The sequence below is a fragment of the Winogradskyella sp. Asnod2-B02-A genome, assembly GCF_045063645.1.
In the GTDB taxonomy this organism is placed as follows: domain Bacteria; phylum Bacteroidota; class Bacteroidia; order Flavobacteriales; family Flavobacteriaceae; genus Winogradskyella.
The window spans coordinates 897320-916133 of sequence record NZ_JBEFOG010000027.1 but is presented as its reverse complement, the minus strand read 5'-3'; the positions used below and the strand labels follow the sequence as shown (position 1 = coordinate 916133).

Genomic DNA, 18814 nt, shown 5'->3' with positions numbered 1-18814 from the left:
AATATATATTAAGGTTTTGTGTGTTTATAATAAAGGTTGAAAAATAAAAACAATATTTTTATATTTTCATATTAGATTAAACATAGTTGAGTATGTCAATCCAAAAAATAGAAATACTCATAAAACCTTTTAAGACAGTGCTTATGGCAATTTTAAAGAACTCATAGCAATTCCCATTAATACATACATTAAATAAATATGCTCTTGAATATTTACATTTATAAATGTTAATGCACTTTTAATATTAAATAAGATACAGCATTCAGACGCATGTGTACATATATATGCCTAAATATATTAAGTTAAACAGAAGCCCTACATCTCTGTAGGGCGTTTTTAAGAATATATGTTTAAAATTTGCTTCTATATAAATTAGTTACTTAGTTCTTCTGAAGTTAAAACGGTTTTATTTAAAACTAAATCATCCCTCCAAAAAACGCGTGACATCCTATAAATGCCATTACGGATAAAATAATACCAATTAAAAAAATGTTAAACGATTTACGAAGTAACTTAAATTTACGATCAATTGTTTTCCCTAAATGGTAAGTGTCTTTTGCAATGGTTTTATATAACTCATCTCCTTCATTCATTAAGTTGGTAATACTGTTTACGTATTCGTCTTGTTCCATATCTTGAAAGTTGCCGTAAAACATTACGTTTTTCGCATCACTTTTTCCATGAACTAATTCTGGACGTGTTGCAAAAATAGCAAAGGATATGGAAGCTAAATTAGTAAACAATATCATTACAATTGGGTAGATAAGATGAGGATCTGTACTTAATTGATTCATTACAGTGCCAAGTATTAATGATAAAATTAAAGCGTTTATAGATATTAATATATTAGATTTAGTATCTATCATCGTATTTAGGGTGTACTGGTTTTTAGATAATAATCTAAACAACGTTTCAACACCTCTTTCAGATCTTGGCTCGACCTTAGCTAATTTCTTTTTTAATTGTTTTAAGGCGTCTTTATCAATGTTCAATTCTTTCATTAAATATTGATCCTCTACTTTTCCTTTTAATTTATCTCCCATTAATTAGATATTTTATAAGTAATACACCTATAGTGAATAACAGCTTGTACTATTATTTTATTCTAAAAATCTATTGTGGTTAGTTTTATTTTAAACCTGCATAATTAATTCCTGTTAAATGATGCATTTCTCTATTAAACGTTGACAGATCATCGTGATTAAATTTTGTAACATCATCGTAACCGCAAGCACGTGCTACGACCCTTATTAAATCGTTTGTGGCTTCAAAGTAATTTTGTAATTGTTTCGCTGAAGAATCAATAATTAATCTGCTACGTAAAGATTCTTTTTGAGTTGCAATTCCAACCGGACAGTTATTAGACCCGCAAGCGCGCATCCCTAAACAACCAATAGCTTGCAGTGCAGAATTAGATACTGCTATAGCATCTGCTCCAAGCATCATCGCTTTTGCAAAATCTTCGGCAACACGCAAACCTCCAGTAATAACTAAAGTGACATCTTTTGCTCCAACTTTATTCATATAAGCTCTTGCTCTTGCTAATGCTGGAATGGTTGGTACATTAATATGATCTCTTAAAATGGTTGGTGCAGAACCTGTTCCACCACCACGACCATCGAGAATAATATAGTCTACACCAACATCTAGTGCAAACTGGATATCTTTTTCAATATGACTAGCAGCAATTTTAAACCCTACAGGAATTCCTCCTGTACGTGCTCTTACTTTATCTGCAAATACTTTAAAGTCTTCAACCGTATGAAAATTTGGATTAGCAGCTGGTGAAATAGCGGTTTCACCTTCTTTTAAGCCTCTAACTTCAGCAATTTCTTTACTTACTTTATTGCCTGGTAAGTGACCACCAGTTCCTGTTTTTGCACCTTGACCACCTTTAAAGTGAAAAGCTTGTACGTTATCTAATTTATCCCAAGAGAAACCAAACTGAGCCGAAGCTAATTCGTAAAAATACTTAGAATTACTGGCTTGTTCTTCTGGCAGCATACCACCTTCACCAGAACAAATTCCTGTTCCTGCTAATTGTGCGCCTTTTGATAATGCAATTTTTGCTTCACGAGATAATGCACCAAAACTCATATCACTTACAAAAAGTGGTATGTCTAGTTCTAGCGGTTTTTTTGCGTTTGGACCAATAACAACTTTAGTAGCTACATCTTCATCATCTAATAAAGGTCTTGATGCTAATTGTGCTGGTAAAAACTGAATGTCGTTCCATTTAGGAAGCGTATCTCTATCAACTCCCATAGATGCAGAAAATCCATGATGCCCAATATTTTTTAAACCATTTTGAGCCAATTCTTTTATATAACCTGTATATGGTTCTGTTTCTTCCGGATGCGTATCTGCGTAAGCTCCTAAATAAGCATCGCGATTAAAAGGTTGTGGACTATTTACTAAATAGGCATCAATTTCAAAAGCATCTACAAACAAATCATCTCCTTCAATTTTAGTTGAAAATTTATGAAGCACTTCTTTATTATTGTATTCTGAAACTCCTAAATCTACACGATAATCCCATCCATGAACGCCACAAATTAAATTTTCTCCATCTACGTGACCATCAGACATTAGTGCTCCTCTATGCAAACATCTTCCGTAGAGTACGGAAATATTGTCATCAAATTTTACGATGACTAAGTCTAATCCGTTAACGAGTGCGTGTTCTGGTTGCTTATTTTCTAATTCGCTTACTTGAGCAATGACTACTGGTTTTTTCATGTGATTATAGATATATTAATAGTTTATTTAAAAGTTGAAGGCTTATATAAAAGCAATTTTTCCTCTATCATCTGATGATAAGATGCCTTAAGATACAAATTTGAAAAATTCATAATCCTGAGAATGTTCTAAAAAGGAAGGTCAATAGTGTAGAGAATATTCGCTTAATCCTAAAAGAATTAAGGCAATAAGATCTAGCTAGCCTAGAATTTTGGTCAGTTACATTTAGTTTTTAATGAGTTGGTTTTTAAATTTGTCGAGAGATGTTAAAATTCCTTTCAAATAATAAGGTTCTATATAAATACGTTGTATTTGGCTCTTGATTTTTATCTAAATAAGGGGTAGTTAAGAGCGCTTCTAGTGCAGCCACAAACACAAAGTGAATCTTTGTTAACTTGAAGATTTTGTTCTTTTTTTATTAGCCGTAATTTTGATATTGTAACAATAATAAAGATTTACCGACAAATCTTTATAAATACCAATACACTTGAATCTAATAATAAATCCTATTACACCAGAAGATCAACAAGCCTTAATAAGCGCAAAATCTAACATGCAAAATTTAGGTTGGGCAATACGCAACGTTAATAAAATAGGAAATACAGTAGAAACTGGAGTTAAACATGTGCCAGAAAAAGTATTACTAAAGGTGCAAAGTATAACTCAGTCTGTATTATTGAAAATTATTAAAGCTAACTTGTTAACGATCAAAAAAAATAAAACGTTTAAAAAGCCTTCAAAAAACACTTATAAAAGTATTGTAACAGGTACAGGAGCTTTGAGTGGTTTTTTTGGCTCAACAACAGGTTTTGGCACTGCAATTTTTGCTTCAGAAGTCACACTTACAACTAAGTTTTTAATGCGCACTATTATGGATATTGCACGCAGTGAAGGTGAAGATATTTATACTTTAGAAGGTCAGATGGCATGTTTGCAAGTTTTTGCGCTTGGTGGAGATTCTATAGAAGATGATGGGATGGAGGCTAGTTACTACACTACGCGTATGGCATTAAATTCAGCTTTAAGTAACGTTTCTGCAGCGAGTATAAAAATGAGTTTAGATAGTTTAGTTAAAGGAGCAAGCGCTTTGGGAACTAATGCTGTTGGTAATTTTTTATCTAAAATTGCTACGAGATTAAGTCTTCTTATAAGTGAGAAATTTTTAGCGCAAGCTGTACCTATCATAGGAGCAATTGGAGGTGGTGGCTTAAATTATGTATTTGTAGATCATTTTCAGAACATGGCAACAGCACATTTTACCATAAGACGATTAGAACGTAAATATGGAGAAGAAGTGGTAAGATTAAGTTATGATAACGTTAAGCTTTAATCCTTTTCTAAAAGCTAAATCCTTAATTATTAGGTTGTATTATGAATATTCTTTGCGATTAGGTGTTGTGCAAATAACAATTATTAAAAATTAATACTATATTTGTCGCTGAAATAAGTTAAAAATGTAGCTAACTTCCCTAACTTAAGTGCTTTTTTAACTGTTCGTCGAGAAAATTTGCCGTTTGAAGATGTTTTTAGTCGAATAAATTTTGTCAGCTCAGTTTTTTTTATACTTTTACACCTTATTTAGCAGAATGCAGAACAAGTATATATTAGCCTCAATTTTAGTTTTTTTAGTAGGTTTCGTATCTATGGCACAAAATGGTACACCTCCACCTCCGTTGCCACCTCCACCTCCTGGTCTTCCAATTGACGGTGGAATTATTGCATTATTCGTTGTAGCATTAGTCTACGGAATATATAAAATGTATAAATTATCTGTTAAACAAGTAGCTTAGTTTCTTAGATCGTTTAGTCGTTTTACGTACTTTCCAATAACATCAAATTCTAAATTTACCAGATCTCCAGTTTTTAAGTTTTTAAAAGTGGTATGGTTGTATGTATAAGGTATAATTGCTACAGAAAATTGATTTAATTGTGAATTTACCACTGTTAAACTAACTCCATTTACAGTAATCGAACCTTTTTCAATTGTGATATTATTGAGCTTTTTGTCATATTCAAAAGTAAAAACCCAGCTTCCCTCTTTTTCAGTGATTGCTATACATTTTGCCGTTTGGTCAACATGTCCCTGAACGATATGTCCATCTAATCTGTCTCCTAATTTCATAGCACGTTCAATATTAACTTGCTGATGCTCTTTTAAAGAACCAAGATTTGTTTTTTCTAAGGTTTCTTGTATGGCAGTTACAGTGTAAGTATCACCTTTAATATTAACAACAGTTAAGCATACTCCATTGTGAGCAACACTTTGATCTATTTTTAATTCACTTGTTATTTGGGTATGCATCGTAATGTGTAGATTGCCACCAACTTTTTCTAATTTATTAATTGTCCCTAAATCTTCTATAATACCTGTAAACATAAATTGTATTTTTATTAGTTAACTCAAATTAGCAATGTAACTTTGTGATTAGATTTTAAAATGCGATGAAATAATATATTTTAAAGTAGTTTCAAATCGTAATTAATTTTATAAGACCTAATTTGGTTTAAATTTGTACTTACAAAGTTAAACCCAATTTATGAATTATAACTTTGTTTGATGTATAGAAATTTAGATTAAATAAAAGTTCTTAAGTCATTTTTATACAAATTAAGATAACATATTTATGAAGCAGAAAGAATCGGTCATTGTAGGAATATCAGTTGGAGATCTTAATGGGATAGGACCAGAGATTATAATTAAGGCTTATGAAGATCCAAGATCTTTAGAGTTAAATACTCCAGTTATTTTTGCATCTGGTAAAACGATGCAGTTTTTTAAAAACCATTTTAAGAGTAAAATTAATTTTTTTAATATAGATACTCTAGATAAAATTGCTGTCGGAAAAGTTAATGTGGTCAACGTTTGGAACGAAACTGTAAATATAGATTTTGGAAAGAATGATAAAACCATTGGTGAATATGCTATTAAATCTTTGGTGGCAGCAACAAACGCATTAAAAGAAGGCTTTATTGATGTATTGGTTACAGCACCAATTAATAAACAGAACATCCAATCAGATAGTTTTAATTTCCCAGGACACACTGATTATTTAGCTAAAGCTTTAAATGGTAAAAGTTTAATGTTTATGGTTTCTGATGAATTACGTGTAGGACTTTTAACCGACCACGTGCCGCTTAAAGATGCCAGCAATGCTATTACTGAAAACTTAATAAAAGAGAAAATAGCAACAGTTATAAAATCCTTGAAGCAAGACTTTGGGATAAGAAAACCGAAAGTAGCAGTTTTAGCTATTAATCCGCACGCTGGTGATAATGGTGTTATTGGTAACGAAGATGATACCGTTTTAAAACCTGCCTTAGAAAAAATAAAATCTGAAGGAAATTTAGTTTACGGTCCATATTCTGCAGATAGCTTTTTTGGATCTAATACTTATAAAAATTTTGATGCAATTATTGCTTCCTATCACGATCAAGGCTTAATTCCTTTTAAAACAATCGCTTTTGGTCAAGGCGTTAATTACACAGCAGGATTGGACAAAGTGAGAACCTCTCCAGATCATGGAACAGCTTATGAAATCGCAGGAAAAGGAATTGCTGACGAGAGCTCAATGAAGCAAGCTATTTTTACTGCAATTCAGATTTTTAAACATAGAGAAGAGTATAATCACTACAGTAAAAACCCATTAAAAAAGACCTCACGATAGTTATAAACAAAATTTGTTGATATCTAAGCTATAATAAACGAAAATTTTATATATTTGCACGCTCAAATTGAATGTGATAATGAAGGCATTAAAATCTTATACAATCCCTTTTGTTGGATTAAAAGTAGGAGAGCATCATTTTGATTATCAAATTGATAATACGTTCTTTCAACATTTTGAATACGATGAATTCAATGCAGTTGACGTTAAAATTGACCTTAAATTAGATAAAAAATCAACCTTTTTAGAGTTGCTTTTTTATGCTGAAGGTGTAGTAAATGTAAATTGTGATATCACCAATGAGCCCTATGATCAAGCAATTAATGATGAGTTTAAACTTGTTGTGAAGTTTGGGAATGAGTACAATGATGAGAATGAAGACATATTAATTATACCACATGGTGAGTATGAAATTAATATAGCACAATATATATATGAACTAATTATTTTAGCAGTTCCTATTAAGCGAGTTCATCCAGGTATTGAAGACGGTTCATTACAGTCAGATATATTATCAAAACTAGAAGAATTAAGTCCAAGTGAGGACACAAAAACAAAATCATCTGAGGATATTGATCCTCGTTGGAATAATTTAAAAAAACTATTAACGGATAAATAACATTTAAAATGGCACATCCAAAGCGTAAAATATCGAAAACAAGAAGAGATAAAAGAAGAACTCATTATAAAGCTTCTGTACCTCAAATAGCAACTTGCCCAACAACTGGTGAGCCACACTTATACCATAGAGCACATTGGCACGAAGGTAAATTATATTACAGAGGTCAAGTATTAATTGACAACTCTGTTGAAGAAGAAAACGCAGCATAAGTATTATGCATGCATACAAGAAAACGCTCCTTTGTGAGCGTTTTTTTTGTTATTATTTTTTGGATAGCGCAAAAACCATTTACTTTGCGTAAATAATTGCCCAAAAACTATAAAAACTGATTAAAATGCACTGTTTTTTGTCAATTTTACATACTTTTAATTATCTAAATCCTAATAATGAGTAAAATCACAGCAGCAATTACAGCTGTCGGAGGCTATGTTCCTGACTTTGTTTTAACTAACAAAGAACTAGAAACGATGGTAGAAACTAACGACGAATGGATTACCTCAAGAACAGGTATTAAAGAACGCAGAATTCTAAAGGAAGATGGAAAAGGTACTTCGTTTTTAGCCATAAAAGCTGCAGAAGATTTAATACAGAAAAAAGACTTAGACCCAAAGGAAATAGATTTAGTAATTGTTTGTACTGCTTCACCAGATATGAAAGCGGCTTCTACAGCTGCTTACACGGCAACACAAATAGGAGCTGTAAATGCATTTTCTTATGATTTGGAAGCTGCATGTTCTAGCTTTCTTTTCGGAATGTCAACAGCTGCGGCTTATATAGAAGCTGGGCGCTATAAAAAAATTCTTCTAATAGGAGCTGACAAAAATTCATCATTTATAAATTATAAAGATAGAGCAACATGCATCATTTTTGGAGATGGAGCAGGTGCAGTTTTATTTGAACCAAATAATGAAGGCTTGGGTCTTCAAGATGAATTATTACGAAGTAACGGAGAAGGAAGAGAGTTTTTGCAGGCAACTTATGGAGGTTCTTCATACCCTATAAATGAGAATACATATAAAGAAGGCAAACACTACGTTTTTCAAGACGGAAAAACAGTATTTAAAAATGCAGTTTTTAATATGGCAGATGTTTCAGAAAAAATAATGAAAAGAAACCATCTTACAAACGACGATATTTCTTGGTTGGCGGCACACCAAGCTAATAAACGTATTATTGATGCTACTGCTAACAGAATAAATTTAGAAGATAACAAAGTAATGATGAATATTCAGAGGTACGGAAATACAACTTCTGCTACATTACCATTGCTATTATTTGATTACGAATCACAGCTTAAAAAGGGTGATAAAATTATATTTGCTGCCTTTGGAGGCGGATTTACTTGGGGCTCAATTTATTTTAAGTGGGCTTATAATTCCTAACAAAAAAACTAACTAATAAATATCTAAACATTATGGATTTAAAAGAAATTCAGAACTTAATTAAATTTGTAGCTAAATCTGGCGCAAGTGAGGTTAAGTTAGAAATGGACGACATTAAAATTACCATTAGAACAGGTTCAGAAGATACTACAATTGTTCAACATATGCCAATGCAAGCAGCACCAGTTATGCAGCAGCAAATACCAGCACAGCCAGTTGCGGCAGTAACTACAGAAGATGCTTCAGCATCTACAGCTGCAGTTGAGGACTCAAAATATATCACTATAAAATCACCAATAATTGGTACATTTTATCGCAAACCATCACCAGACAAACCTGTTTTTGTAGAAGTAGGTACAGATATTAAAGAAGGTGATGTACTTTGTGTAATTGAAGCGATGAAGTTATTCAATGAAATTGAATCAGAAGTTTCAGGTAAAATTGTAAAAGTACTTGTGGATGATTCGTCACCAGTAGAGTTTGATCAGCCATTATTTTTAGTTGATCCATCATAACCAAATTTAAAATTCCAAAGCATAAATCCCAATACGTTGGAATTTGGAATTTGAAATTTTAAATACTTAAAAGTTATGTTTAAAAAAATACTAATTGCCAATAGAGGTGAAATAGCGCTTAGAGTTATTAGAACCTGTAAAGAAATGGGAATTAAAACCGTCGCAGTGTATTCAACTGCAGATGCAGATAGTTTACATGTTAAGTTTGCAGACGAAGCAGTTTGTATTGGTCCGCCAGCAAGTAATTTGTCTTATCTTAAAATAGCCAATATTATCGCAGCAGCAGAGATTACAAATGCAGATGGGATTCATCCAGGTTATGGATTTTTATCAGAAAATGCTAAATTTTCTAAAATTTGTGAAGAGCATGGTATAAAATTTATTGGTGCTTCTGAAGAAATGATTAATAGAATGGGAGATAAGGCAAACGCCAAAGCTACCATGAAAGCAGCTGGTGTACCATGTGTACCAGGAAGTGAAGGAATCATTGAAACATTTGAAGACTGTATAAAAATAGCTAAAGAAACAGGTTATCCTGTAATGCTTAAAGCTTCTGCAGGTGGTGGTGGTAAAGGTATGCGTGCCGTTTGGAAACCAGAAGATCTTCAAAACGCATGGGAATCTGCACGTGCAGAATCTAAAGCTGCATTTGGAAATGATGATATGTATATGGAGAAGCTTATTGAAGAACCTCGTCATATAGAAATACAGATTGTTGGTGATTCACGAGGTAAAGCATGTCATCTCTCAGAAAGAGATTGTTCTATACAAAGACGTCATCAAAAATTAACAGAAGAAGTGCCTTCTCCATTTATGACAGATAAATTGAGGACTAAAATGGGTAAAGCTGCAGTAAAAGCAGCTGAGTACATAAAGTATGAAGGAGCAGGAACAGTAGAATTCTTGGTAGATAAGCATAGAAATTTCTACTTTATGGAGATGAATACACGTATTCAAGTAGAACACCCAATAACGGAACAAGTTATTGATTTCGATTTAATCCGTGAACAAATCTTAGTGGCAGCAGGAGTGCCAATTTCTGGAAAAAATTACACCCCAAATTTGCATTCTATAGAATGTAGAATAAATGCTGAAGATCCATTTAACGACTTTAGACCTTCTCCAGGTAGAATTACAACATTACACGCGCCAGGTGGTCATGGAGTGAGATTAGATACTCATGTATATGCAGGTTACAGCATTCCTCCTAATTATGATTCTATGATTGCTAAGTTGATTACAACAGCTCAAACAAGAGAAGAGGCAATTAATAAAATGAAGCGAGCTTTAGATGAATTTGTTATAGAAGGTATTAAAACAACCATACCATTTCATCGACAGTTAATGGATCATCCAGATTATTTAGCAGGAAATTATACCACTAAATTTATGGAAGATTTTGAAATGAAAAAAGAAATAGAAGATTAAATAAAAACCCAAACTGAGAAGTTTGGGTTTTTATTTGGGTTAAATTTTTAAATGATTTTATTCCATTTTTTCAATTATAAGAAAAATACACTAAATTTATGGATTAAAAAAAATACATATGATGAATAAAAATTACGTAATAAAAATTGCAACAATTGTAATAGCCTTTATGTCCTTATCTGCTACCTCACAGAATTCAAATGAATTGTGGACAAGTGTTAGTGGATCTAAAGCAAAACAGTCAGAACAAGTTTTAAGAAAAATTGAACTTAAGACAGAGAAATTTTTCCAATTGAATCTTGAAGGATTAAAAACGGCATTATTAAATGTTGGAGATAGAGAAAATCAAGGAAATACTATAATTTCTTTTCCTAATTCAGAAGGTAAATTAAATAGTTTTAGAGTATTTGAGGCTTCAATAATGGAACCAGAGCTTCAGGCTCAGTTCCCTAACATGAGAACCTATGCAGGACAAGGTATTGACAATCCTACAGAAATAATTAGATTTAGTATCACTCCAAAAGGATTTCATGCTATGTTTTTAGGAACGTCTAACGGTACCCAATTTATAGATCCATTTTCTAAAACGGGGAATATCTATACCGTTTATGCCAAGAAAAATTTAGAGGCTAGAAATTTTGATTTTGAATGTGGCGTTATTGATGGTTTAGAAACTTTCGATAGATCTTTTGAGGACACAACTCAAGCAAGAAATGCTGATGATGGAATGTTAAGAAATTATCGTCTTGCTGTTGCTTGTACAGGAGAATATGCGGCTTTCCATGGAGGTACAACTTCAGGTGCATTGGCAGCAATAGTTGTAACAATAAATAGAGTTAATACTGTTTATGAAAGAGATTTGTCAATAACAATGACTTTAGTGGCTAATAATACGAGCATCATATATACTAATTCTTCAACTGACCCATTTAATAATAATAATACTGGGACTTTAATCAGTCAAAGTCAGAGTCAGATAAATGCTACTATTGGTTCTGCTAATTATGATGTAGGTCATACATTTAGTACTGGTGCTGGTGGCCTAGCTGGTTTAGGTGTTACTTGTTTTACTAACTCTAAAGCAAGTGGTGTAACTGGTATCTCCCAGCCAATTGGTGACTCTTTTGATATAGATTATGTTGCTCATGAATTAGGCCATCAATTTGGAGCTCCTCACACTTTTAATGGTTCTGTTGGTAGTTGTGCAGGAGGAAATAGATCAGCCTCAAATGCTTATGAACCAGGAAGTGGATCGACTATAATGGCTTATGCTGGTATTTGTGGTTCTGATAACGTGCAGATAGGAAGTGATGCTTATTTTCACCAAAATAGTATTAATCGAATTTGGTCTCATGTTACAAGTACAGGTACTTGTCCTGTAAATAGAACAGCAACAGGTAATACTGAACCAGTTGCAAATGCAGGAGCTAATTATACGATTCCTCAAGGTACACCTTATAAGTTAGATGGAAGTAACTCAACTGATGTGGATGGAACAGCTTCATTAACTTACACTTGGGAACAATACGATTTAGGATCTGCAGGAGTGCCAACAGAAACAACAGTTACTGGGCCATTAGTTAGGTCATTTGAGGGAACAAATAACCCTATCAGATATATACCAAGACTTTCTGATGTGGTAAGTAATGGTGGTACTTCTACAACTTGGGAAAAATTAGCAATGGTTAATAGAAATATTAATTTCAAATTAACGGTTAGAGATAATGATGCTAGTGGAGGTCAAACAGATGATGATCAAATGACAGCAACCGTTACTACAGCAGCAGGACCTTTTACTGTTACATCGCAGAATGTAAGTGGAATTTCTTGGGCAGCAGGTTCTACCCAAACAATTACTTGGGATGTCGCAGGAACAACTGGAAATGGCGTAAATGAAGCCAATGTTAATATTTTATTATCTACAGATGGTGGAGACAATTTTGATACTGTTTTAGCTTCTAACACACCAAATGATGGTTCACACATCATAACGGTGCCTAACGTTGTATCTTTTAGTAGTAGAATAATGGTTGAAGCAGCAAATGGTATATTTTTTAACGTTAATAGTAATAATTTCGCAGTTGGTGGTGCTTCTGTCGCATGTACTACCTATAGTGATAACAATGCAAACGCTGCAATTGATGATGGTTCAGGTACAACAACACCTGTAAATGGGACACCATTGGTGAGAACTATTAATGTTCCTGATAATTTTACTATTGAATCTCTTAAGTTTAATGTAGACATAGCACATACTTATGTTGGAGATTTATTAGTAAGATTAATTCATCCAGATGGTACTACTGAGGTTAATGTTTGGTCTGGAAATTGTAGTGATAATGATAATATACTTATTGAATTCGAAGATAATGCATCAGACATAGATTGTGCATTGACTGGATCTGGGAATACTTATAATCCATCAGAACCATTATCAGAATTTACAGGGTTGAATGCTCAAGGAGATTGGGAAATTTTAATTGCAGATTTCTATTCTGGTGATACTGGTATATTACAAAATTGGTCATTAGAATTCTGTGTAGAATCTTTGAGTGTTGAAGAAAATGAGCTAGATAACCTAGCGATCTATCCTAACCCTAATAACGGATCGTTTAATGTTGGATTCAACCCAACATCTGGTGAAGCGATTTCAATTGATGTTTATGATATGAGAGGGCGTTTAATCTATAATAAAATTTATAGTAGCGTTAGTAGATTCGAAGAAGTAGTACAACTTAACAATGCGCAATCTGGTGTATATATGCTAAATATTTCAGATGGCTCTAGAAAAGTGACCAAGAAAATAATAGTAGATTAAGAATTTAATTTATATTTTAAAAGCTCCTAAAAATTTAGGAGCTTTTTTTTATGCTATGAATTTATCGTATTGGGAAATAAAAAACTGGTTAACTAACATTGATTTTACAATTGTTGGAAGCGGAATTGTAGGTCTTAATTGTGCCTTACAATTAAAGGAACGTTTCCCTAAAGCTAAAATTTTAATTCTTGAAAAAGGAATACTTCCACAAGGAGCAAGTACAAAAAACGCAGGATTTGCGTGTTTTGGAAGCCTAAGTGAAATCATAGATGACTTAAAAATACATTCAGAAGCTGAAGTATTAGAATTGATTACAAAGCGTATAAACGGACTTCAGTTACTTAGAGCATCATTAGGAGACAAAATTATAGATTATCAAAATTTAGGTGGTTATGAACTGTTTTTAAGAAGCGATGAAGTGTTGTACAATTTATGTCAAAATAAGAAAGACAAAATCAACCAGCTGTTGTTTCCAATTTTTAAGTCTGAAGTATTTTCATTTAAAGAAAACAAACTAGGTTTCAAAAATATAATATCTCATTATAGTTTTAACCCTTTTGAAGGACAAATTGATACAGGGAAAATGATGGAAGCGTTACTTATTAAAGTACAATCACTCGGAATTAAAATATTAAACAACACAGTGGTTGAAGCATTTTCTGATGATGCTAATTTGGTAAAAGTTAAAACCAATCATTTCGAATTCAATACAAAGCAACTTTGCATTGCTACTAACGGATTTGCAAAGCAACTCAAGATTACAAAAGTAAAACCAGCAAGAGCACAAGTTTTAATTACTAAACCTATAAGGGATTTACATATTAAAGGCACGTTTCATTTAGATGAAGGTTATTATTATTTCAGAAATATTGAGAATAGAATATTGTTAGGAGGTGGGAGACATCTCGATTTTAAAACCGAAGAAACTTCAGAATTTGGACAAACAGAAATCGTACAAAACAAACTTAAAGACTTATTAAAAACTGCCATTTTACCACAAACTAATTTTGAAATTGAACATTGTTGGAGTGGGATAATGGGAGTTGGAAAACAGAAAAAAGCAATTGTAAAACAATTATCAAATAACGTGTATTGTGGTGTGCGTTTAGGCGGAATGGGAATTGCAATTGGTAGTTTAATAGGTAAAGAATTAGCAGATTTAGTAGAGTAATACATGAGAAAATTGTTAAGATTTTTTGGTAAATTGTTTTTTTGGTGCATTGTGTTATCCATAGGGTTGGTAGTTTTATTTAAATACGTTCCTATACCAGCCACTCCTTTAATGTTTATTCGTTATTTTGAAAATACTAATGAAACTAATAGTTGGAAACACGATTGGGTTTCAATTGATAAAATCTCTAAAAACATACAATTAGCAGTAATTTGTAGTGAAGATCAGAAGTTTTTAGAACACAGTGGTTTTGATATAGAAGCCATTGAAAAAGCTTACGAAAACAATAAAAAAGGAAAACGTATTAGAGGTGCTAGTACTATTAGCCAACAAACAGCTAAAAATGTGTTTTTATGGCCAGATCGCAGTTGGCTGCGTAAAGGGTTAGAGAGTTATTTTACGTTTTTAATTGAAAATATTTGGACCAAAGAACGCATTCTAGAAGTCTATTTAAATAGTATTGAAATGGGATCTGGTATTTATGGTGTTGAAGCTGCCTCACAATATTGGTTTAAAAAATCGGCGGCTAATTTAAGTGCTTATGAAGCCGCGGCAATAGCTTCAATACTACCTAATCCAAGAAAATATCGTGCTAATCCTGCTACTAATTATATACAAAAAAGAAAGCAATGGGTTGTTAAGCAGATGCAATACTATGGCGAATTTGATTTAAAGAATGAAAAATGATGATAAAAGAAGAACTGTATAATTTGTGCTTAACATTTGTTGAGCAACGTTTATTAACGGTTAATAAAACCATTTTAGATATCCAGAACTCATTACAATCTGAAACTAAAAGTAGTGCAGGTGATAAGCATGAAACAGGAAGAGCAATGTTACAATTAGAACGCGAAAAAGCAGGTCATCAGTTAGCAGAAATTGAAAAACAAAAACAAATTCTTCAAAAAATAAATGTAGAAGCTAAACACCAAAAAGCAGCATTAGGTTCTGTGATAAAAACAACACAAACCAATTATTTTATTGCTGTAAGTGCTGGCGAATTAGTTGTAGATAACGCAAAGTATTTTGCCATCTCTGCAGCAACTCCAATTGCACAATTATTGTTGTCTAAAGGTGTTGATGATGTCATTGTTTTTAGAGAGAATGAATTTAAGGTAGTTGAAGTTTTGTAGTGTCTTTGTAAAAATCATTTCTAATTTTAAAAAGTAACTTATTAATCACATCAACATTAGGTTTTTCAATCAAATCGACATTATTATAAATCTCATCAAGTTCCGCTTTCATTGTTTCCGCTTTTTTCACTAATTCATCATATTCAAATTCTGCATTTTTGATGGATAAGAGATAATCTCTATCTTTTCTTCTGATATTTATTTCTTTATCTAGTCCAATTTCTTTAGCCATGTGTAATAATCGAAAGGTATGCATCATGTTTTTTGCATCATAGTTTTTACTGTGAGAAATGTTACGTTTATAGCGCTCTTCATTTCTTTTCTCTACCCAATTCCAGTACGATGCATATTTTTTACAATATGTAGAGTAAGCATCTACGTTAAAGTATAAAACAGCAATTGGTATTTCAGATTTAGGAACAGAACTTAAACAAACTTCATTAGCATTTGGTCTAGCGATACCATGATAATTTAGATCGTCATTATAGAATAAATTATAACAATCCTTCATGTGAGCGAGTTTTACAAGTCCACAATGTTGAGGTTTTAAGTTTTTAGTAGACAAAAAATCTTGAAATAATATTGATTGTTTTTCATCTCGTACATAGCAAAAATCTTCAACAGACTTTCTTTCCTTTTCAACAGGATTTACAATTTTCTTATTTAAACCTCTGGCTTTTTTTATCTGAGTAAACGCATAATTGGCAAACGTGATTTTACAAAGTTTTGATAAGAAATCTTCTTTTTTAATTAAATCAAATATGGGATGTTTATATAACACACATTCTTCAGGAACATTCAATAACTCCATAATATTTGGGTTGTTTTTTGAAAGTAACTCCATAAATTTATTTAACTCGTAGTAAGCGATATCATTAGTTTCGTTATTTACTTGTCCAACATAGTTTAAAGAATAGAATTGTTCTTTAGGCAAAATAAATACACCTCTTATATCAGTATCAGAAGTGGCAGTATCTAAGCCATAAGCTCTACTGCCACTGATGCTTTCAAAGATTATAGTTCCTGATTTTTTTAACTCTTCAATTGTCATTTTATTTCTTTTAGGAAGAATTTATTGAATTCTTCAGGATTAGCTGTTTTGTGTATTAATTTATTTTTGACACTGTTGTTTTCTGCTACAATATTTCGCACTAAATTTGTTAAGATAGAATCAACAGGATCATTACTTTTTTCAATTTCTCGACTTTTTAAATCTATTAAATCATTTAAGATTGGATGAAATGTTTTATCGATTATTGTAAACAATTCAGTAAATAATACTGGTGGTATTGTTCCCTTTTTATAAATCCAATTAGCACATAACGTAGTTCTTATTGCATAGAAAAAACTTTTTAATGTCATTTTATCTGTATCTAAAGTTTCTTCAAAACCTTTGCTCATACTGTGATAATGGTAAAAACCAGACACAGGATTAAAATTGTTTTCTGCTAATACTTTTATTTCATTTAAAAAATTGGCATTTTCTCTATAAATAATTGGTGAATACAACCAGCCCAAAAATGATGCATTAGATTTTGCTAATAGTTTTAAGGCTTTACGGAATTCCCAACCAGAACCGTCCAAATCATCTTCTGTCATAAATGTGATAGTATCTTTTTGTTCCCAAAGATTTAGATACCAGTTTTTTTTATGTTTATAAACAAAACGAATATCGTAATCTGAATCTGGTGATTCAAATCCCCAAGCTCTACTTCCAGATTCTACTGCAAACAGTATTTCTATGTTTTTCTCTCTTTCTATTTCAGAGAGTTTATTTAGTATTTTAGTTTTCATTTTATATAAATTTTAAAAAGTAGGCCAACCAAAGTCAGCCTACTTTTTTCCTTTCTAAGGTTGAAATTTCAGACCTAGCAGGTCTTGTTAATTAAGTTCTCTTTTTAGAGTTTTTACGTTTATCCTGACGTTTCTTTATCTTCCAAGGTGCATTTTTCTGCCAATCGCCAGCCATAATACAACCATAAGGCATCACTTCGTCAATGACTTTTCCTAAATTGAAGTCGTCCATTTGTTGTCTAACCGCATTCGCATTTTTGTAAGCAGAGGGCAATTCGGTAATATCAATTTCTTTTGAAAAAAATCTGATATCTAATCCACGAGTTTCTTCTTTAAAGATTTGCATGGTTGTACCTGTTTTGCTTTTCCTATGTTGTGTTCTGCTCACGTTTCTACCTGCACCATGTGGTGCAAATCCTAAATTAGTGGTTGTGGTAGCGCCTTCAACAATTAAAACTGGTTCGCTCATATTTAAAGGAATCAATCGTGGTCCTGTAATGTCTGGCATAAACTTAGCATCTAGTGGTGTTGCGCCTTTAGCATGGTAAAACAAATCACCATCTTTAAAGACAAAGTTATGTTCGTTCCAGTAACGGTTTTCAATCTCTAGTTCTAAAGTTTCCGCTACTGAATTATGCAATACTTCGTGATTGGTTTTTGTCCAAGCTCTTATAATTTGCAAAGCGTCCCAATAGGTCTGGCCTTCTTCGGTTTCAAAAGGAATCCACGCATTTTGTTTCTTGGTATCTGGTGATAATTCTTGTCTAAAACGTTCGGCTATTTTCATACCTTTTGTATACAAACGTGCACCTGGACCTCTAGAACCATGATGCGTTACCATCATTGTGTTTCCTGTTTTTTTAGATTTACCAACAAATAAGAAATGGTTACCATCGCCTTGTGTTCCTAAATGCGATCGTGCAATCTGCAACATGTTGCCATCCTTTAAAAAATAGTTAGACTCAAAAGCCTCTAATAGTGCTTTTGGAAATCTGAATTGCGAATCTCTATCGCGTCCACCAGGACCAAAATGTGTGTTAGCATGCGCAACATCTAAAATGTCTTTAGGGTCTGCTTTACCAAAATCGGTTAACATCACTGAACAGCAAATATCTGCACTATGCATTCCTGGATGAATGGCGTTTTTGGCCACTGCAACGCCTCCAACTGGGATTGTTCCGTCTGGACCAGCAGGACATGCATCTGGCATAATCGCTCCATCAACTAATGTTGGTGTTTTCATTAAGGTTTGCATAGAGTTAATTACCTTATCTACGTTGCCTTGTTCTTCTTCATTTTCTGCTTTAATGTTTATTGAAAAATCAATTGTTCTTTTATGCAATCCTATTGGGTCTGGTGATTTAAATTGCTCTAAATAGGCTTCCATTATGCTACCTTCTAATTTGTTTTCATTGATATGAGCAATGGCTTCTTTCATCCATTTGCCTTGTCTGTAGCCTAAGGCTTTTAATGTATGGCCTGTTACTTTTGTGTTCATGTTTTCTAATTTCTTAATTACACTACAAATATTATAGTGTATTGCGCAG

At 32.5% G+C, this 18814-nt stretch carries 18 protein-coding genes; 12 read left to right on the top strand and 6 right to left on the bottom strand.

Features of this window, described 5'->3' with window-relative positions:
• Positions 1 to 416: 416 nt before the first annotated feature.
• The gene (locus tag ACJJVO_RS12075) at positions 417 to 1043 is read right to left on the bottom strand and encodes a Pycsar system effector family protein (RefSeq protein ID WP_405574466.1); all 627 of its coding nucleotides are present in this window, start codon (positions 1041 to 1043) and stop codon (positions 417 to 419) included.
• A gap of 85 nt (positions 1044 to 1128) precedes the next feature.
• The gene (locus ACJJVO_RS12070) at positions 1129 to 2739 is read right to left on the bottom strand and encodes a glutamate synthase-related protein (protein WP_405574463.1); all 1611 of its coding nucleotides are present in this window, start codon (positions 2737 to 2739) and stop codon (positions 1129 to 1131) included.
• A gap of 487 nt (positions 2740 to 3226) precedes the next feature.
• Between ACJJVO_RS12070 and ACJJVO_RS12065 the strand changes: the two genes are divergently transcribed.
• Positions 3227 to 4069, top strand: a complete 843-nt coding sequence (locus tag ACJJVO_RS12065; RefSeq protein ID WP_405574461.1) for an EcsC family protein — start codon at positions 3227 to 3229, stop codon at positions 4067 to 4069.
• A gap of 256 nt (positions 4070 to 4325) precedes the next feature.
• Complete coding sequence (locus ACJJVO_RS12060) at positions 4326 to 4529, top strand: PID-CTERM protein-sorting domain-containing protein (RefSeq protein WP_405574458.1); 204 nt, start codon at positions 4326 to 4328, stop codon at positions 4527 to 4529.
• On the opposite strand, the gene ACJJVO_RS12055 is transcribed toward ACJJVO_RS12060, so the two are convergent.
• On the bottom strand, positions 4526 to 5116 hold the full coding sequence (locus tag ACJJVO_RS12055; protein ID WP_405574456.1) for a riboflavin synthase: 591 nt from the start codon (positions 5114 to 5116) through the stop codon (positions 4526 to 4528). The two genes, ACJJVO_RS12060 and ACJJVO_RS12055, sit on opposite strands and share 4 nt — an antisense overlap.
• A gap of 247 nt (positions 5117 to 5363) precedes the next feature.
• Between ACJJVO_RS12055 and pdxA the strand changes: the two genes are divergently transcribed.
• The 10 genes from pdxA (at position 5364) to ACJJVO_RS12005 (ending at position 15473) form a co-directional block, all read left to right on the top strand.
• On the top strand, positions 5364 to 6404 hold the full coding sequence (pdxA, locus tag ACJJVO_RS12050; RefSeq protein WP_405574454.1) for a 4-hydroxythreonine-4-phosphate dehydrogenase PdxA: 1041 nt from the start codon (positions 5364 to 5366) through the stop codon (positions 6402 to 6404).
• A gap of 79 nt (positions 6405 to 6483) precedes the next feature.
• Positions 6484 to 7023, top strand: coding sequence for a YceD family protein (locus ACJJVO_RS12045; protein WP_405574451.1), 540 nt, complete (start codon positions 6484 to 6486; stop codon positions 7021 to 7023).
• A gap of 8 nt (positions 7024 to 7031) precedes the next feature.
• A complete protein-coding gene (rpmF, locus tag ACJJVO_RS12040) occupies positions 7032 to 7235 on the top strand; it encodes a 50S ribosomal protein L32 (protein WP_115815437.1) in 204 nt (67 codons plus the stop codon).
• Positions 7236 to 7412: 177 nt separating this feature from the next.
• Positions 7413 to 8408 carry a beta-ketoacyl-ACP synthase III gene (locus ACJJVO_RS12035; RefSeq protein ID WP_405574449.1) on the top strand — a complete coding sequence of 332 codons (996 nt, stop codon included), beginning with the start codon at positions 7413 to 7415 and terminating at the stop codon, positions 8406 to 8408.
• Positions 8409 to 8440: 32 nt separating this feature from the next.
• The gene (gene accB, locus ACJJVO_RS12030; RefSeq protein WP_405574447.1) at positions 8441 to 8923 is read left to right on the top strand and encodes an acetyl-CoA carboxylase biotin carboxyl carrier protein; all 483 of its coding nucleotides are present in this window, start codon (positions 8441 to 8443) and stop codon (positions 8921 to 8923) included.
• Positions 8924 to 8998: 75 nt separating this feature from the next.
• Entirely contained in the window at positions 8999 to 10351 is a 1353-nt protein-coding gene (gene accC, locus ACJJVO_RS12025; protein WP_405574444.1) for an acetyl-CoA carboxylase biotin carboxylase subunit, read from the top strand.
• 118 nt (positions 10352 to 10469) lie between these two features.
• Positions 10470 to 13169 carry a reprolysin-like metallopeptidase gene (locus ACJJVO_RS12020; protein WP_405574441.1) on the top strand — a complete coding sequence of 900 codons (2700 nt, stop codon included), beginning with the start codon at positions 10470 to 10472 and terminating at the stop codon, positions 13167 to 13169.
• Between the two features lie 55 nt (positions 13170 to 13224).
• Positions 13225 to 14340, top strand: a complete 1116-nt coding sequence (locus ACJJVO_RS12015) for an NAD(P)/FAD-dependent oxidoreductase (protein ID WP_405574440.1) — start codon at positions 13225 to 13227, stop codon at positions 14338 to 14340.
• Positions 14341 to 14343: 3 nt separating this feature from the next.
• Positions 14344 to 15027, top strand: coding sequence for a monofunctional biosynthetic peptidoglycan transglycosylase (gene mtgA, locus ACJJVO_RS12010; protein WP_405574437.1), 684 nt, complete (start codon positions 14344 to 14346; stop codon positions 15025 to 15027).
• Positions 15024 to 15473: a 3-oxoacyl-ACP synthase gene (locus ACJJVO_RS12005; protein ID WP_405574435.1), complete on the top strand. Its 450-nt coding sequence runs from the start codon at positions 15024 to 15026 to the stop codon at positions 15471 to 15473. The genes mtgA and ACJJVO_RS12005 overlap by 4 nt, the downstream gene beginning before the upstream one ends.
• On the opposite strand, the gene ACJJVO_RS12000 is transcribed toward ACJJVO_RS12005, so the two are convergent.
• From ACJJVO_RS12000 to ACJJVO_RS11990, 3 genes are all read right to left on the bottom strand, one after another.
• Complete coding sequence (locus ACJJVO_RS12000) at positions 15451 to 16524, bottom strand: DNA polymerase beta superfamily protein (protein WP_405574432.1); 1074 nt, start codon at positions 16522 to 16524, stop codon at positions 15451 to 15453. The two genes, ACJJVO_RS12005 and ACJJVO_RS12000, sit on opposite strands and share 23 nt — an antisense overlap.
• On the bottom strand, positions 16521 to 17267 hold the full coding sequence (locus tag ACJJVO_RS11995; RefSeq protein ID WP_405574429.1) for a DNA polymerase beta superfamily protein: 747 nt from the start codon (positions 17265 to 17267) through the stop codon (positions 16521 to 16523). Before ACJJVO_RS11995 ends, ACJJVO_RS12000 begins: the two co-directional genes overlap by 4 nt.
• A gap of 91 nt (positions 17268 to 17358) precedes the next feature.
• Positions 17359 to 18765: an RtcB family protein gene (locus tag ACJJVO_RS11990; RefSeq protein WP_405574426.1), complete on the bottom strand. Its 1407-nt coding sequence runs from the start codon at positions 18763 to 18765 to the stop codon at positions 17359 to 17361.
• Between the last annotated feature and the right edge of the window lie 49 nt (positions 18766 to 18814).

Coding starts and splice junctions, on each gene's coding strand:
- rpmF (WP_115815437.1), top strand. CDS start 7,032: ATGGCACATCCAAAGCGTAAAATATCGAAAACAAGAAGAGATAAAAGA.
- accC (WP_405574444.1), top strand. CDS start 8,999: ATGTTTAAAAAAATACTAATTGCCAATAGAGGTGAAATAGCGCTTAGA.
- accB (WP_405574447.1), top strand. CDS start 8,441: ATGGATTTAAAAGAAATTCAGAACTTAATTAAATTTGTAGCTAAATCT.
- ACJJVO_RS12045 (WP_405574451.1), top strand. CDS start 6,484: ATGAAGGCATTAAAATCTTATACAATCCCTTTTGTTGGATTAAAAGTA.
- mtgA (WP_405574437.1), top strand. CDS start 14,344: ATGAGAAAATTGTTAAGATTTTTTGGTAAATTGTTTTTTTGGTGCATT.
- ACJJVO_RS12035 (WP_405574449.1), top strand. CDS start 7,413: ATGAGTAAAATCACAGCAGCAATTACAGCTGTCGGAGGCTATGTTCCT.
- ACJJVO_RS11990 (WP_405574426.1), bottom strand. CDS start 18,765: ATGAACACAAAAGTAACAGGCCATACATTAAAAGCCTTAGGCTACAGA.
- pdxA (WP_405574454.1), top strand. CDS start 5,364: ATGAAGCAGAAAGAATCGGTCATTGTAGGAATATCAGTTGGAGATCTT.
- ACJJVO_RS11995 (WP_405574429.1), bottom strand. CDS start 17,267: ATGAAAACTAAAATACTAAATAAACTCTCTGAAATAGAAAGAGAGAAA.
- ACJJVO_RS12055 (WP_405574456.1), bottom strand. CDS start 5,116: ATGTTTACAGGTATTATAGAAGATTTAGGGACAATTAATAAATTAGAA.
- ACJJVO_RS12020 (WP_405574441.1), top strand. CDS start 10,470: ATGATGAATAAAAATTACGTAATAAAAATTGCAACAATTGTAATAGCC.
- ACJJVO_RS12005 (WP_405574435.1), top strand. CDS start 15,024: ATGATGATAAAAGAAGAACTGTATAATTTGTGCTTAACATTTGTTGAG.
- ACJJVO_RS12075 (WP_405574466.1), bottom strand. CDS start 1,043: ATGGGAGATAAATTAAAAGGAAAAGTAGAGGATCAATATTTAATGAAA.
- ACJJVO_RS12015 (WP_405574440.1), top strand. CDS start 13,225: ATGAATTTATCGTATTGGGAAATAAAAAACTGGTTAACTAACATTGAT.
- ACJJVO_RS12070 (WP_405574463.1), bottom strand. CDS start 2,739: ATGAAAAAACCAGTAGTCATTGCTCAAGTAAGCGAATTAGAAAATAAG.
- ACJJVO_RS12060 (WP_405574458.1), top strand. CDS start 4,326: ATGCAGAACAAGTATATATTAGCCTCAATTTTAGTTTTTTTAGTAGGT.
- ACJJVO_RS12000 (WP_405574432.1), bottom strand. CDS start 16,524: ATGACAATTGAAGAGTTAAAAAAATCAGGAACTATAATCTTTGAAAGC.